Consider the following 16,132-nt stretch of genomic DNA (forward strand, 5'->3'; position numbering starts at 1 on the left):
ATAATGTTCTATTTTACCATGTGTTTGGAAATTCATGAAGCACATACCTTCATTTGAAGCATTTTTGTAATATTTTTTACATACTTTTTAGTTATTGATGATTTAAATCATACATCTCTTTAACAATATCATAAAAAATCTGATTTGTAGACGATATTGTACTTTTGGTATTCAAATCAACAACTACTAGGGCATACTTAGGTTTATCAGCAGGAAAGTATCCAGCGAACCACTTATTAACGATTTCATTTTCTACATCAATTTCAGCAGTACCAGACTTTCCTGCTACTGAATAAGGAAGATCTTGAAAACGTCTTCCCGTGCCATCCTCACTTTGGACAACTTGGCTTAGTAACTTTTGAAGTTCTTTAACCGTTGGCTTTTTTATACTTTCACCAGACAACTTTTTGTTTTTAAACGTGTAAAGCGAAGTATTGTTTTTATACTGAATTTCATCCACTACTTTTACTTGTCGCTTTTCTCCACCTCTAGCAATCGTAGCCATCATATTGGCAACTGCTAGAGGAGTAAGCTTCACATCTAGCTGACCGATAGCAGTTTGAGAAATGGCGTTGGGAACGCGTTTATTGGCATCCTTCTTCCACACTGTTCCCTTTCCTTCTTGAAGCTGTGTAAAATGATCAAAGTGAAACACATCTCCGCTCCACCCTACCGGGTCCGTTACGCCTAATTTTCGGGCATATTGGTCCAATGAATCAGGTTTTTTCTCACTCATTTGCTTAGCTAGCTGTGCAAACGTCTTATTACAGCTTTGTGCAAAGCTCTCTTCAAAGGATAACATTCCTTTTTGATGATCATTCTCTAACGATTCGTCATATATGCTTTGATTGCAATTAAACGTCATATTCGGAGTAAGAATCCCTTCTTCTACTGCAGCTGCTGCTGTGACGGTTTTAAACACAGATCCAGGGACTTGTGGCATTAGCATACGGTTATAGAGCCCCTTGTTCTTTTCTTCGTACGGATGAGTTTGATTGATATTAGGTCTACTAGCCATGGCTAATATGTTGCTCTTTTCGATATCTAATAGTACTACGCCGCCTTCTTTTAAGTTATATTTTTCTAATAGCTCTTCTACCTTTTCTTGAATTGTCAAATCCAGAGTCGTTTTCACATTTACAGGATAAAAAGGATTAGCATCTCCCGTATACTTAACATCAATTCCAAACATCGGACCTCCAAACCGATCGACGTGATATAACAACTTCGACTCTTGCTGTGGTAGAAGAAATTCGTCAAATGTTTTTTGCATGCCCGTAATGCCAATTGGCGTAGTTGCCTTTAATTCCCCACTTTTCAATTTATCTTCATATTGTGCTACGATTTTCTCCTGACTTTGTCTTACTAATCCAATTACATGCTCTGCAATAGGTACAGGACGCTCATCCTTTAACGGTACACCAAAAACTCCAGGTATCTTTAATTCATTCACTTGCTTTAACTGATCAATTGTTAAATGATCTCCAACAGCTACCGGAGACTTCGTATCTTTTAGCTTTGTAACCATCTCTACTGTCGAAATCCCCGTAATAGTAGACACCTGTTGCATGGGCCATTGCATTTCATTTAAAAACGGAAACAGCACAAGGCGATTATTCGTAACGGATGTAAGTGATTGACCGTTGCGGTCTATAAATTTACCTCTTCCATCATCTACCACCATTTCTTGTGTGCGCTGATGAACGCTTTCTTCAATTAAATTAACATTATGATTTGAAAATGATTCTGTACTAATAAGCTGTATTTGAACGAGTCTGCCAATAAGTAAAAAAATTAACAACATAATAATAATCAAAATCGATTGCATTCGTTTTCGAACTACTCTCAATATCGATACACCTCACTCTGTATCATTGTCGCCGACGTAGCTTTTTTTCAAACGAATACAACAGATAAAATTCAGAATTAAACTTCTTTTTTCTAAAAATAGAAAAAAGAAGCGCCAACGAACGGTTTCGTTGGCGCTTCTTTCTAACAAGCTAATTCATTTACATTTATTTTACAGTAACGATTTTAACAGCCATTTCCCCACCTGGAGTTTGAACTGTTACTTCATCTCCAACCTGTTTGCCCATTAGGCTTTTAGCAATTGGAGAGTCATTTGAAATTTTACCTTCAAATGGATCTGCTTCTGCACTACCTACAATTGTATACGTTTCCTCGTCTCCGTCTGGTAGTTCAATAAACGTCACAGATTTACCTAGAGATACAATTGAAGAGTTCTCTACATCTTCTTCAATAATTTTCGCATTGCGAATCATGTTTTCTAGCGTTGTAATGCGCCCTTCAACGAAAGCCTGTTCATCCTTTGCTGAATCATACTCAGAGTTCTCTGATAAGTCACCAAAACTACGAGCAATCTTAATACGCTCTACTACTTCTTTACGCTTTACCGTCTTCAGATATTCTAATTCTTGTTCTAATTTTAGCTTTCCTTCTTCCGTCATTGGAAACACTTTTTCTTGTGCCATAACCCTTCACTCCTTTATAAAATCGAAATACATTAGTGCCTTATACAGTGTTTTCTGTATGTACTAAAAGGTTTCATATTCTAAAATCTCAGTGAATAGAGAAATGACAGCTTCAAATTAGAAGCTGCTCGTTTCTCTACTATATGTGAAGACCTTGTTTATAGAATATGACGATTTTATTTTCAAAAAAATCCCTGTATCTATGCTATGTTATTATAAAATCGCATTTTGTTCAAGAATTGTTTGGATTTTCGTTACCATCAAATCAATTGCTACGTGATTTTGACCGCCTTCTGGGATAATAATATCAGCGTATCGCTTAGTTGGTTCAATAAACTGATTATGCATTGGACGTACCACTGAAATATATTGATCGACTACGGATTCTAGCGTACGCTCACGCTCGTTAATATCTCGCAACATTCTGCGGATAATACGTAAATCAGCATCGGTATCAACATATAGTTTAATATCCATTAAGTTACGCAGACGCTTGTCCTCAAGCACTAAGATACCCTCTAAGATAATAACATCCTTTGGGTCTTCTACAATAACTTCTTGAGAGCGAGTATGAATAGTATAATCATATACAGGTTTTTCAATGCTCTCATAATTTAATAATTTCTGCAAGTGCTCAATTAAAAGGTCATTATCAAACGCTAAAGGATGATCATAGTTCGTCTGTAAGCGTTGTTCAAATGGCAGGTTACTTTGATCTTTATAATAATAATCTTGCTCTAGAAGCATAATTGAATGACCTTTAAAATATTCATAAATTGCTTTTGTAACAGTTGTTTTTCCAGAGCCAGATCCACCAGCAATACCGATTACAACGGGCTTTTTCCCCATCTTCTTATTAAATCCCCTTTCGCATCATGTTGTAAGAAAACAATGGTTTGTCTACCTTAAACGTTACAATTTGTAGCGGATGACGAGCAGCGTCTAGCTCATTGCCTTTTTCATCCCAAATTGTGCCGACTACTTGTGTAAAGTTTTCGATTCCTGGTCCAAAGAACTCCACTTCATCTCCAGGCTTAAAGTGGTTTCGCTGCTGAAGTGTTACCATGCTTGTTTCCTCATCATAGTCTAACACTAATCCAGCAAAATCAAATGTTGTTTTCTTACCGTGAATGCCAAACATTTGCTCATCTACTCCTGGCACACCTTCAAAGAAAGCAGGAGCAGTATCACGATTAGCACATTTATCAAGCTCATCTAACCACTCTTTTTGAATCACAAAGTTTTCTGGATCTGCACAATAGGCATCAATGACTTTGCGATAGACGCTTACAACGGTTGCGATATAGTGGATTGATTTCATACGGCCTTCAATTTTTAAGCTGTCGATACCTAGCTCAATCATTTTTGGAATTGATTGAATTAAGTTTAAATCTTTTGGGCTCATTGCAAACGGACTATCTGACTCATTGAATAAAGGAACTTCTGTTGATTCGCCTTCTAATTTAAATAAGTCATAGTCCCAGCGACATGACTGACAGCAGCCACCGCGGTTTGAATCCCGAGCTGTCATATGATTACTCAACGTACATCGACCAGAGTAAGCAATACACATAGCTCCGTGAATAAATGTTTCAATTTCAATATCTACTTTTTCTTTCATTTCACGGATTTCTTCAGCACTCGTTTCACGCGCCAATACCACACGTTCTAAGCCTTCTTCTTTCCAGAACTGAACAGCACGCCAGTTTGAAAGCGACTGCTGAGTACTTAAATGTACTTCTAGCTTTGGGGCAACTCGGCGGCATGTTTCAATAATTAACGGATCTGCTACAATGATTCCAGCTACGCCAGCCGTCTGTAATCCCATTAAATATTCATCTAAGCCATCCATGTTTTCATTATGAGCAAAGATATTTGTTGTTACATAAATACGTGCTCCATATTTTTTTGCAAATTCTACTCCCTCAGCCATTTCTTCTAATGAAAAGTTACCTGCATTTGAGCGAAGACCGAACTCTTTTCCACCGATAAAGACCGCATCAGCACCATAATGTACTGCTACTTTTAACTTTTCAAGATTGCCTGCTGGAGCTAACAACTCGGGCTTTTTCGTAATAACACGTTTCCCATTAACAACCGTATCAATTTGCACAGCCATAGTTAGTACCTCCTAATTGTCTACTTTTTCGATTTTTCTTTCCATTCTCATGACACTTAGTAAACAGTTTCTTTAAAGAAGAATCCTGTATCAAGAGGACGATTTGCTGGTTGCATTGCTTCAATTTCTTCTAAAAGCTCGTCTTTTATCTCTTCATACTCTTCACGATTTTCTACGCATAAATCAATGGCTTTGCGATACTTCTTCGTTACTTCAATAATGTATTCTGCGCTCTTTAGCACACCATCAATTTTAAAAACGTCAACTTGTGCATCAATCATTTCTGCAAGCTCGTCGATAATACAAATATCGTTTGGACTCATGATATGTGTACCGTTCTCATCTTCGTAAATTGGATATTTGTTATCGCGTTCTTTATCAAATAAAAACATGTCTTGTTCAAGCTTTCGATTTCCAACTTCCATTACTTTACCTTGATATTCAAAATAGTTACCTAATAAAGAGCGCTTCGATTGAAACATACATGTCATTCCATGAACCTGTACTTCCACTTCTACTTCTGCATTCTCTTTAATATCAATGATACTGTCCATGCTAAGTTCACGAGCTAACACCGCACGCTTAGCACCTTTTCGTCCCCAGTAATTACATGTATACCAGTTGGTTGCAGTCGTCTCTGTATTCCAGTGAAGCTTCATTTTCGGAGCAACTGCGCGAGCAGCCATTAATACTGCTGGGTCTCCAAAGACAATGGCATCTACGCCTGCTTCTTGTAAAAACAAGATATATTCATCTAATTCTGCTACTGTATCATTATGAAATAGCGCGTTCATAGCTACATAAACTTTTGTATGATGAGCGTGTGCAATATTAACTGCCTCTACGATATCCTCACGCTTAAAGTCTCCTGCAAGTCGTAACCCATATCGCTGTTCACCAATTACAAATGCGTTTGCACCGGCTTCTATTAATGGTTTAATATTTGAAACAGCAGTTGGTGTTACTAATAGTTCAGGTTTTTTCATTGTCAATCACCTCTTTTTATACTAATTGCAATTCCATCCCCAATTGGTAAAATGGTGGTTTGGAAATCTGGATGTTTCATTAGCCATACGTTGTATGCATCAATTTTTTTAATTAAACTTCGCTTACGGCGCGTTTCAATCTGCGATAAATCCGTTGCTACGTGCCCCTTGAATAAAATATTATCTGAAATGATAATACCTTTTTTATTTACTAATGGTGCATAATGCTCAAAGAAGCGCTGATATTGCCCTTTGGCAGCATCAATAAATACGGCATCGTAAGGGCCATTTTGTTCAATGTCTGCTTGAAGTTCTAAAGCATCTCCAAACAAGGTTTTAATCTGCTCTTTCTTTTCAGCTCGATTAATGAATAACTGAGCTTGTTTATACCGATCTTCATTACGTTCCACCGTAACGATTTTAGCATTTGGTAATGCTTCAGCCATACGAATAGCAGAATAGCCGATGGCTGTCCCAATTTCTAATATATGTGCTGGCTGATGAAGGCGAAGAATTTGAAGCAATGCTTCAATTCCGATGAGTTCCATAATTGGTACTACATGTTCTTTTGCATAGTTCTCCATCTCTTCAACAAGCTCTGTACGCTTAGGAATAAGGTTTTCTACATACTGTTCAACATTTTGTAAAAGCAAAACACTTCCTCCGTTCAAAGAAGTATGTTTGACGTTAGTCAAAAGCGGTTATATATAGTTTGACTCACTAAATAAACGTGACTAAAGCTCAAAAAAAAGCCTTAGCTAACATGTACTAACGCACAAAATATACCGCAATAAAAATATACAACTAGTCTATTATAATTGGTTTTTTTCTGAACGTAAACCCGATATATTTTAACATAAAAGTAGAGCAGATGCCAAAAAGTCGAATCAATTTTTTAAAGCTATCCACACAATTTTATAACTAAAACCCCCTTTATCTTTAAAAGTAAAGGGGGTTTTAAACGCTTAATTAACGGTTACTATTGCTTTTATTTCTTATCTTCTTCACGAGGCCCTGTGATATGAGTCGCTTTTTCTTGGTTATGCTCATCAAGTGTTTTGGTAAAGATGACTTCTCCATCTTTATTCGCTAAGAAATAGAGGTAATTGGTATCAGCGGGTTCCAAAGCTGCTTTAATAGACATTAAGCCTGAGTTTGCAATCGGTCCTGGTGTAAGTCCTTTCTCTCGGTACGTATTGTAAGGCGAGTCTACTTCTAAATCTTTATAGTAGACTCGCTCACGATGCTCACCTAAAGCATATAACACCGTTGGATCCGTCTGTAATGGCATATCCTCTTCAATACGATTATAAAACACGCTTGCGATTTTCTCACGATCCACCTGTTCCGTTGCTTCTTCTTCAATTAAAGAAGCCATCGTTAAAAGCTTATGAGCCGTATATTTTTTGCTCTTCATTTCCTTTTGATATTGAGCTAAAACATCGTTCGTTTTACCAATCATTTTATCTAAAATGACTTCAAGCGAAACAGTTGAATCATAGTGATCGTAAGTAGCAGGATATAAATACCCTTCTAAAGGATGCTTAATGTCCTTATTAAACACTTCATCCGTCACAAGATCTGGGTATTTCTTCTTCATCTTCTCAATAAAAGCAGGGTCATCTAAAGTATTCATTACTTCTTCTTCCGTGTAGTTTGTTCGATTTGCAATAATTGTAGCAATTTCATCAAGCTGACGGCCTTCTGGAATTGCTAAGCGAACATCCGGATTCTTCGATACATCTCCTGTTTCCATCATATCGACCATCTCACTTAAGCTCATGGAAGGAGAGAAAGTGTATGTTCCAGCCTGAAAGCCTGATACGCTAGACATTTTAATATAGTATCGAAAAGCACTTTCACTTTTAATTAGCTTTTCTTCTTTTAACAACGTTCCAATCGACCGGACTGAAGAACCTTGCGGAATCGTTATATTTACTTTTTTACTACTGTTTTTATCAACGGGTTGTACAAATGATTGAGCATAAAAAACGCCTCCACCAATAAGTACGGCTAAAAGAATTATTGTCACAATGATAATTTTTTTTCGTTTATTTTTTTTAGGTGTAAAAAAAGATTGGTGCGACAAGTTGCATCCTCCTCTCATACGCACGCACTATTATACTACAATTTACCTCATTTTTCGTCATTATCATACAAGACCGCCTATAAAAGCAAGTGAAAAGACATGTCCTCATTAGGATAGACAGTAAAGATTTAAATTATTTGAAAAATAAACCATAAAAAAAGTTGGTAGCTCTCGCCACCAACTTTTTTATTCGCCTTCTTCTTCGTCAAGGAATGTGTTAACCATTTCCTCAACCATATCCCACTCTTCTTCTGTCTCGATTGGTTGAAGTTCACCATCTTCACCATTTTCGCTTGGTGTGAAAGCAGACGCATGAATTTCAATTTCTTCATCGTCATTTTCATCTGCACCAATTGGATAATAAATTACATAAGATTTACCATATTCTTCAGAATCAAATGTGAATAAAATCTCACATAATTGCTCGTTACCACTTTCGTCTACGATTGTAATTTTTCCTTCTTCTGTCATGTTCGACACCTCATTTTCCAGCTAGTTACTAGCGATTTTATGACAAGTTGAAAGCCCTAGCTTCTTATCAAATTAGACTCTTTTTATCGAGGATAACCGTGCAGAAGCTAAGCTACAATCAACCTTATTGTTTGCTGTCTAAGTATCCTTGAAGAATCATAACAGCCGCCATCTTATCAATGACTTTTTTGCGCTTTTTACGACTAACATCAGCTGAAAGTAAAACACGCTCTGCAGCCATTGTCGATAAGCGTTCATCCCACATCATCGTTTCGATGTTTAGATCCTTCTTTAGTTCCTCTGCAAATTGAAGACAAGCTTCACCGCGAGGACCAATTGTGCCATTCATATTTTTTGGTAGGCCAACAATGACTTTTTCAACTGAATACTCATCAATTAATTGCTGTAATCGAGGATAAGACTCCTTCATTTGCTCATCAGCAATTTTAATCGTCTCAATCCCTTGGGCTGTCCAGCCCATTTCGTCGCTTACAGCTACGCCAATTGTCTTCGTGCCAACATCTAATCCTAATACGCGCATTTATGAATCCTTTCGATGCTGTTGTAAATAAGATTTCACAAGTTCTTCAATGAGCTCGTCTCTCTCTAATTGGCGAATTGTGTTTCGCGCATCATTATGACGAGGAATGTAAGCAGGATCTCCTGATAGCAAATATCCAACGATTTGGTTAATCGGGTTATATCCTTTTTCTTTCAATGCCTCATAAACCGTAAATAAAACCTCATGGACGCTTGTTTCAGCTGGCTCATCTTGAAAATTGAATTGCATTGTTTTATCAAATGAACTCATTTTCCCACCTCACTCGTTTAATTTGTGAGCACATTATGAATCATGTTAAGTCTTACTTCTATTGTACACCAAGAAAGAGGAGAATTAAACGGATTTAACCCATTCTTCTACAATCTTCAATGCATTTTCAATTTGGTTCGGATCTTTTCCACCTGCTTGAGCCATATCTGGACGACCACCGCCGCCACCGCCACAAATTGTTGCCACTTCTTTTACAATCTTACCTGCATGATGACCGTTTGCAATTAAATCTTTTGTCACTCCTGCAACGATATTTACTTTTTCACCTTGAGGTGCAGCTAGTACAATAACTGCTGAGTCAAGCTTTTGCTTTAAGTCATCTACCATTGAACGAAGGTTGTTCATATCCGTTGCGTTTACTTTTTCTGCTAAGACGCTCACACCGTTTACGTCTTTCACGCGGTCGATTAGATTGCCTGCCTCAATATTCCCTAGCTTCGTTGCTAATGACTCATTTTCACGATGAAGTTGGCGAATTTCTTCTAGTAAGCCTTCCACACGACCAACAAGATCTCGAGGGTTCGCTTTTGCTTTTGCTGCTGCTTCTTTTAACAGTGTTACTTGGTCATTCATCAACTGATAAGCTGCTTTTCCAGTTACGGCTTCAATACGGCGTGTTCCAGCTCCAATTCCTGATTCTGATACAATCTTAAATAAGCCGATTTCAGACGTATTAGCAACGTGGCAACCACCACAAAGCTCTAAGCTATAGCTTCCAACCTGAACAACGCGAACGATATCGCCATACTTCTCACCAAACAGCGCCATTGCACCCATTGCTTTTGCTTCATCAATTGCTTTATTTTCAATATTTACGGAAATGTTTTCCCAAATTTTTTCGTTTACAATCGTTTCAATCTTTTCAATTTCTTCCGCTGTTATTTGTCCAAAATGAGAGAAATCAAAACGTAAGCGATCTGGAGTTACTAATGAACCAGCTTGGTTAACATGCATTCCTAACGTATCTTTTAATGCTTGGTGAAGCAGGTGAGTTGCCGTATGGTTTTTCACGATTGCATCACGCTTTTTCCCGCTAATTGTTGCTGTGTAAGTTTCGCCCTTTACAAGCTCTCCGCTTCTTACTTCTACAGTGTGCACGTTCTGGCCATTCGGTGCCTTTTGCACATCTTTAACTGCTGCAACAGATGTGGCATTTGAGATTTCACCTTGGTCAGCAATTTGACCACCGCTCTCAGCATAGAATGGCGTTTGCTTTAAAATAACCTGTGCTTCTTGACCTTCCGTTACTTTATCAACAAGTTCTCCATTTAAGATAATAGCTTCAATGAACGTTTCCACTTCGTCTTTATCGTAGCCGACAAACTCACTTTCAACTGTTAACTCGCCTAATACGCCACCTTGAACTTGCATAGAGCTAGAATCTTGGCGAGCTGCTCTTGCACGCTCACGTTGACCTTCCATCTCGCTTTCAAATCCGTCATGATCTATTTTCATCTTTTCATCTTCTGCATATTCTTCCGTTAACTCAACAGGGAAGCCATATGTATCATATAATCGGAATACATCTTCACCAGAAATTGTATCACTGCCTTGGTCTTTTGCTTTTTTAATCATTGTTGCTAAAATAGCAAGACCCTCGTTTAACGTTTCGTGAAAACGCTCTTCCTCGTTTTTCACAACGCGCTGAATGAAGTCTGTTTTGTCTTTCACTTCTGGGTAGAAATCAACCATAATCTCACCCACAACAGGTACTAGCTCGTACATAAACGGACGATTGATGCCTAGTTTTTTTGCATAGCGTACAGCACGACGTAATAAACGGCGCAGTACATATCCACGACCTTCATTGGATGGAAGAGCTCCGTCTCCAACAGCAAATGTCACCGTACGAATATGGTCAGCAATTACTTTAAATGCAACGTCTTTTTCATCTTCTGTGCGGTATTTAGCACCTGAGATGTTTTCAGTTGCTTCAATAATTGGCATGAATAAGTCTGTATCAAAGTTTGTCGGTACATCTTGAATAACCGACACCATACGCTCTAGTCCCATTCCTGTATCAATGTTCTTCTTTGGTAGTGGTGTATAGGTATGATCAGGGTTATGGTTAAATTGAGAAAATACTAAATTCCAGATTTCTAAATAGCGCTCGTTTTCTCCACCAGGGTATAGCTCAGGGTCAGTTAAGTCGTTTCCATAAGCTTCACCACGGTCATAAAAAATCTCTGTATTCGGTCCACTTGGCCCTTCACCAATATCCCAGAAGTTACCTTCTAAACGAATAATACGCTCTTTTGGAACTCCAATTTTTTCGTTCCAAAGCTTGAATGCTTCTTCATCTTCTGGGTGAATAGTGACAGATAATTTTTCAGAATCAAAGCCAATCCATTTATCGCTCGTTAAGAACTCCCAAGCCCAGTCGATTGCTTCTTCTTTAAAATATTCACCGATTGAAAAGTTACCTAACATTTCAAAGAACGTATGGTGACGCGCTGTTTTACCAACGTTTTCAATATCATTTGTACGAATTGATTTTTGAGCATTACAAATACGTGGGTTTTGTGGAATAACGCGTCCGTCAAAGTATTTCTTTAGCGTCGCAACACCACTGTTAATCCATAAAAGAGATGGATCTTCATGAGGTACAAGAGAAGCGCTCGGCTCTACATCATGACCTTTTTCTTTAAAGAAATCTAAGTACATTTGACGCACTTGTGCAGATGTTAACTTTTTCATGATTGGTTCCTCCTTTAGAACTCTTCATTATTTATAGACAAAAACATAATGACCTAAAAGCAGCTTGCTTCATTACGCACAATACAATAGGGAGTTTTAGAAATTTGCACACAAAAAAACTCTCATCCCAAAAAGCAGGGACGAGAGTTTAGCTCGCGGTACCACCCTGATTATGAACATGTTAGAATGTTCATCACCTTCATCGCATTAACGCTGCTAAAACGGCAGGTTTTTCCTGCACTCAGGACTAGCATTCAGCTATTCTTTGTATCGCACCTCTTTCAGCCTTGGAAGTGCTTCTCTTATATACCAGTGTACAGCTTACTTGGTTCCTTCATTGTATTGTTTACTATGTAACGTTTTCTATGGCGATATTATGACAAATTCGGGTTGCTTTGTCAATGTTTCAAGGTATGCCCTCGCACATGTAAAATCGAAATTTTTACAATAGCTAAAATAGGAACAGCAATAATTAGCCCAAACACCCCTCCAAATTCTCCCCCAAGCAAAAGCGCTAAGATAATAAAAAGAGGGTGGATATGCAAGCTTTTCCCTACGATTAGAGGAGATAGAACATTCCCTTCTAGAAATTGAAGTACAAAGATAATGACGACAACAATTAATACGAGCTTCACAGAAACTGTCATGGAGAGAATTGCTGCTGGTACTGCTCCAATAATGGGGCCGAAATACGGAATAATATTCGTAATGCCTATGATTATCCCAAGCAAAAGCGCATACGGTACGTTAAAAAACCAAAATGCAGTCGTAGCAATAGCGCCTATGATGAGACAAACAAAAAACTGTCCTCTAAGGTAGCTTCCCAATGACAAGTTTACATCATGTAAAAAATGCTTCCCTTCTTCATGCCATTTCTTTGGCACAACATATGCGACAGCTTTTCGAACGAGGCCGAAGTCTTTTAGCAAGTAAAACACAATAAACGGAATAATAATGAGAATTAAAAATGAATTGACGATGGACTTAACCCCCTCCATCACTCGCAATAACCATGTGTTAACAGTTTGCTCTAAACCAACGATACTCTGCTCAATTTTTTCATGAACTCCGTTTGGTAGCGTTGAGGTACGATCATGAATTTCATGCACCCATCCCTTATACATCTCCGTAAGCTCAGGCAGCTGTTCATTTAATTCTTTTAGCTGAATAACGAAAAGAGGAAACCCTTTATAAATACCATAACCTATTCCACCAAAGAAAATGAGATAAATTAGTAAAATAGCAAGAGGTCGTGGAACACCTTTTTCATGCGTTTTCTCTACAATTGGATGAAGTAAATATGTAATAAAGGCAGCAATAAAAAAAGGCAGCATTGCTTTAAAAAACATCTCAAGAAATGGTAGCCAAACAAACTTTATTTTAAATAAAAGTAAAATACAAAGCAGTGCTAGCAAAAAAATCCCCAAACGATAAAACCATTTAATCGGTACCTCTTTCACAATAAACTCCTCCTCATCTTTATTTTTCAACAAAGAAAAGAGTTTATTCATGATGTTTTTTTAGATAACTTCCCATGAGAAAAAGCCCTTGCTAAGCAAGAGCTTTTTTGTAAAGAGACCAACAATGATTTTAGTGCATTGCTTTCATAACACGCTTGCGCATTTTTTTCATATTGCGCTTTGTGAACATCTCTCGGTCATCTGCCATTTTGAACGCATATGCCCCTAGACCAAAAGCAACTACTGACGGAATAATTCGATTCATCGCAAAGCCCCCCTAAATGAGTTAAAAATTCATTGTACGCTCATCCTCTGAAAACAAATCATCCAATGAGCTTAACGTGCCATCCTCTTCTACTTGGTGGGTATTAATTTGTCCTTTTGAAATCGTCATCTCAATAAAACAATTCCAGCAATAATATTGATTAACCCCAATTTTACCAACATCAATACTTTTACAGTTTGGACACTTTAACAAAGTGAACACCTCTTTTATACGTTCGTTTATAAAACGTATTCTGTCCACTTTTTACCATGTCCATACCTAAACACCAGGCTAGAAGGAGGGAATTAAGCAATGCTTAATTCTTTTGTAGGTTGCGATATCTTACATAAAATCATACGGCGTAAGGTTTTCCATGCCAATATTTGCATCTTTCATAAATGGCACCTCAGGATCTTCTAACTCATCAACTAATTGCTCTTTGAGAAGGGCTTGTAGATTGGTCTGTCGAACGCTGTCTTCGTTACGATTTACGCCAATTTGAAACGCTTCTTCTTCACCACATAAGATCAAGAACTGCTTGCTCCGCGTAACGGCAGTATAAAGCAGGTTCCGTCGGAGCATGCGATAATAACTTTTCACAATAGGCAACACCACAATCGGAAACTCGCTTCCTTGTGATTTATGAATAGAGCAGCAGTACGCATGCGTAATCTGATTAAAGTCTTGTTTCGTATAGGTTACTTCATTTCCTTCGAATGAAATAACAAGCATATCCTGCTTTTCCGTGTTTTCCTTTGCGAAAAAAACAGACACAATCTCACCCATATCTCCATTAAAAACATTACTATCAGGTTGATTTACAAGCTGAAGTACCTTATCGCCTACACGATATGTTACATCTCCGTGCTTTAACTCTCTCCGCTGTTGAGAGGCTGGATTAAATAATTCTTGCAGTACTTCATTCATTTTATCAATCCCCGCTGGACCTTTATACATTGGAGCCAGCACTTGAATATCTTTAGCCGTATAGCCTTTTTTTACAGCATTGTCGCACACTTGTTTGACAACATCTGTAATTTGCGCTCCGTAACAACGAATAAAGGAACGATCGCCTTGCTGATTAGTCAAATCGGATGGAAGACGTCCGTTTTTAATTTCATGAGCCAAATCAATGATAGATGAGCCTTCTTCTTGGCGATATACGTCTGTTAATCGTACGGTAGGAACAGCTTCAGAATGTAATAAATCTTTCAACACCTGACCAGGACCAACTGAAGGTAATTGATCTTCATCACCTACAAGCACTACTTGGATGCTAGCTGGAAGTGATTTAAAGAGCTGGTGAGCAAGCCATAAATCTACCATAGAGACCTCGTCCACAATCAGTAACTTACCATTGATTGGATTTTCTTCATTGTGGTCAAACCCTTCTTGTCCATTCCACTTTAAAAGTCTGTGGATTGTCACCGCTGGCAGTCCAGTAGCCTCGCTCATCCGTTTAGCAGCTCGACCTGTAGGAGCGACAAGCAGCACTGGAAATCCTTCGTCTTTTTTATAATCCCCTGGATTTAGCGAACAGCCATGAAGCTCTGCATAAAGTTCAACAATTCCCTTTATAACTGTTGTTTTACCGGTACCTGGTCCTCCTGTAAGCAAAAGCATTGGGGATAGAAGCGCTTTTTGAATTCCTTCTCTTTGCGAAGGTGCATACTGCACGCCTAGACGCTCTTCTAACTCCCCTAGAGCTAGAAGAAATTCTGATTCAGGAAATTGCTCTTCATACTCTGTTTGAGCCATTAGCTTACCAATCGCTTTAACGACTCCTTTTTCAGCATAAAAAAGCGGTGGGAAGTACATTTTATCGTCATCAATAATAATTTTTTTCTCTTCTTTCAGTGCATCAATCTCTCGTATAATATCCATTTCTGATAACGGTTCTTGACGACTTTTTTGTAACAGCTCTCCCGTTTTCTGATACAATTGCTCTGCTTTCACGTAGACGTGTCCCATTTGATTGCATTCATGCTCGATAACGTATAAAATTCCAGCTCGAAGCCGGTTAGGATGGTTGGTTGCTAACCCTAGCTTCCTTCCTAATTCATCCGCTCGGTTAAAGCCGATTCCTTGAACATCTTCAACAAGCTGATAGGGGTTTGTTTGAATCACTTCTAGCGCCTCTTGTTTATAAGCTTGGAAAATTTTCATGGAAAGCTGCGGACCAAATCCCAAATCTGTCAGCTTAACCATTACTTCTTCTAACCCCTGGTGCTCTCGCAGCTGAGCGATTAGCTTTTCTGCTTTATCAGCAGATAGCCTAGACACCTTTTTCAATACCGCAGGGTCTTGTAGCATTCGATAAATTGCACGTTCACCAAGTGCTTCTACAATATTTTCTGCGGTTTTTTTACCAATACCGTTAAAGAGATCACTTGATAAGTACTGAATGACCCCTTGTTTTGACTGGGGAAGCTCTTTTTTAAATTGCTCTACTTGAAACTGAAGGCCAAATTTCGGATGCTCTTTAAAGTTTCCAATAAAAGTGTAAAGTTCATCTTCGTTCAAACGGGGGAAATAGCCCGTAACAATCGCTTCTTTATCGTCCATGGATACATTTGTTTCTTTTATTCTAATTCTTGTTACGTTATACAAATTTTCTTCATTATGAAAGACCGTGACAATTGCCGTGCCTTTTATGTACGTTTTTTCTTCATCGGGTTGTAAAGGGTTTAGAACTTCCTCACTCATACTATTCCCCCATTT

The 16,132-nt window shown here is 38.2% G+C and carries 15 protein-coding genes and 1 other annotated feature; all 15 genes read right to left on the reverse strand.

Going from position 1 to position 16,132, the window contains the following annotated elements; translation table 11 throughout:
- Nucleotides 1-91: 91 nt before the first annotated feature.
- Nucleotides 92-1,849: a peptidoglycan D,D-transpeptidase FtsI family protein gene (locus tag LZP85_RS15730; protein WP_061784999.1), complete on the reverse strand. Its 1,758-nt coding sequence runs from the start codon at nt 1,847-1,849 to the stop codon at nt 92-94.
- A gap of 166 nt (nt 1,850-2,015) precedes the next feature.
- Entirely contained in the window at nt 2,016-2,492 is a 477-nt protein-coding gene (greA, locus tag LZP85_RS15735; RefSeq protein WP_061784998.1) for a transcription elongation factor GreA, read from the reverse strand.
- A gap of 213 nt (nt 2,493-2,705) precedes the next feature.
- Nucleotides 2,706-3,341: a uridine kinase gene (gene udk, locus LZP85_RS15740; protein WP_025911705.1), complete on the reverse strand. Its 636-nt coding sequence runs from the start codon at nt 3,339-3,341 to the stop codon at nt 2,706-2,708.
- A 7-nt stretch (nt 3,342-3,348) separates the two neighbouring features.
- Nucleotides 3,349-4,611 (reverse strand): peptidase U32 family protein, encoded by a 1,263-nt coding sequence (locus tag LZP85_RS15745; protein ID WP_035321382.1) that lies wholly within the window; start codon nt 4,609-4,611, stop codon nt 3,349-3,351.
- Between the two features lie 56 nt (nt 4,612-4,667).
- A complete protein-coding gene (locus tag LZP85_RS15750) occupies nt 4,668-5,597 on the reverse strand; it encodes a peptidase U32 family protein (RefSeq protein ID WP_025911708.1) in 930 nt (309 codons plus the stop codon).
- Nucleotides 5,598-5,599: 2 nt separating this feature from the next.
- A complete protein-coding gene (locus LZP85_RS15755; RefSeq protein ID WP_119543617.1) occupies nt 5,600-6,250 on the reverse strand; it encodes an O-methyltransferase in 651 nt (216 codons plus the stop codon).
- A 335-nt stretch (nt 6,251-6,585) separates the two neighbouring features.
- The gene (gene mltG / locus LZP85_RS15760; RefSeq protein ID WP_119543616.1) at nt 6,586-7,686 is read right to left on the reverse strand and encodes an endolytic transglycosylase MltG; all 1,101 of its coding nucleotides are present in this window, start codon (nt 7,684-7,686) and stop codon (nt 6,586-6,588) included.
- A gap of 186 nt (nt 7,687-7,872) precedes the next feature.
- The gene (locus LZP85_RS15765; RefSeq protein ID WP_256993314.1) at nt 7,873-8,166 is read right to left on the reverse strand and encodes a DUF1292 domain-containing protein; all 294 of its coding nucleotides are present in this window, start codon (nt 8,164-8,166) and stop codon (nt 7,873-7,875) included.
- Nucleotides 8,167-8,281: 115 nt separating this feature from the next.
- The gene (ruvX, locus tag LZP85_RS15770; protein WP_025911713.1) at nt 8,282-8,698 is read right to left on the reverse strand and encodes a Holliday junction resolvase RuvX; all 417 of its coding nucleotides are present in this window, start codon (nt 8,696-8,698) and stop codon (nt 8,282-8,284) included.
- Nucleotides 8,699-8,968 carry an IreB family regulatory phosphoprotein gene (locus LZP85_RS15775; protein WP_025911714.1) on the reverse strand — a complete coding sequence of 90 codons (270 nt, stop codon included), beginning with the start codon at nt 8,966-8,968 and terminating at the stop codon, nt 8,699-8,701.
- An 84-nt stretch (nt 8,969-9,052) separates the two neighbouring features.
- Nucleotides 9,053-11,686, reverse strand: coding sequence for an alanine--tRNA ligase (alaS, locus tag LZP85_RS15780; protein ID WP_119543615.1), 2,634 nt, complete (start codon nt 11,684-11,686; stop codon nt 9,053-9,055).
- 133 nt (nt 11,687-11,819) lie between these two features.
- Nucleotides 11,820-12,033, reverse strand: a binding site (T-box leader).
- A 51-nt stretch (nt 12,034-12,084) separates the two neighbouring features.
- Entirely contained in the window at nt 12,085-13,149 is a 1,065-nt protein-coding gene (locus LZP85_RS15785) for an AI-2E family transporter (protein ID WP_374955889.1), read from the reverse strand.
- Between the two features lie 127 nt (nt 13,150-13,276).
- Entirely contained in the window at nt 13,277-13,411 is a 135-nt protein-coding gene (locus LZP85_RS15790; RefSeq protein ID WP_119543613.1) for a YrzQ family protein, read from the reverse strand.
- 21 nt (nt 13,412-13,432) lie between these two features.
- On the reverse strand, nt 13,433-13,624 hold the full coding sequence (locus LZP85_RS15795; protein ID WP_025911719.1) for a hypothetical protein: 192 nt from the start codon (nt 13,622-13,624) through the stop codon (nt 13,433-13,435).
- Nucleotides 13,625-13,753: 129 nt separating this feature from the next.
- Nucleotides 13,754-16,117, reverse strand: coding sequence for an SF1B family DNA helicase RecD2 (gene recD2 / locus LZP85_RS15800; protein WP_119543612.1), 2,364 nt, complete (start codon nt 16,115-16,117; stop codon nt 13,754-13,756).
- Nucleotides 16,118-16,132: the final 15 nt, after the last annotated feature.

Origin of the sequence: Priestia flexa (assembly GCF_021441905.1) — a bacterium.
In the GTDB taxonomy this organism is placed as follows: domain Bacteria; phylum Bacillota; class Bacilli; order Bacillales; family Bacillaceae_H; genus Priestia; species Priestia flexa.

Coding starts and splice junctions, on each gene's coding strand:
- greA (WP_061784998.1), bottom strand. CDS start 2,492: ATGGCACAAGAAAAAGTGTTTCCAATGACGGAAGAAGGAAAGCTAAAA.
- udk (WP_025911705.1), bottom strand. CDS start 3,341: ATGGGGAAAAAGCCCGTTGTAATCGGTATTGCTGGTGGATCTGGCTCT.
- LZP85_RS15745 (WP_035321382.1), bottom strand. CDS start 4,611: ATGGCTGTGCAAATTGATACGGTTGTTAATGGGAAACGTGTTATTACG.
- LZP85_RS15750 (WP_025911708.1), bottom strand. CDS start 5,597: ATGAAAAAACCTGAACTATTAGTAACACCAACTGCTGTTTCAAATATT.
- ruvX (WP_025911713.1), bottom strand. CDS start 8,698: ATGCGCGTATTAGGATTAGATGTTGGCACGAAGACAATTGGCGTAGCT.
- LZP85_RS15775 (WP_025911714.1), bottom strand. CDS start 8,968: ATGAGTTCATTTGATAAAACAATGCAATTCAATTTTCAAGATGAGCCA.
- alaS (WP_119543615.1), bottom strand. CDS start 11,686: ATGAAAAAGTTAACATCTGCACAAGTGCGTCAAATGTACTTAGATTTC.
- LZP85_RS15790 (WP_119543613.1), bottom strand. CDS start 13,411: ATGAATCGAATTATTCCGTCAGTAGTTGCTTTTGGTCTAGGGGCATAT.
- recD2 (WP_119543612.1), bottom strand. CDS start 16,117: ATGAGTGAGGAAGTTCTAAACCCTTTACAACCCGATGAAGAAAAAACG.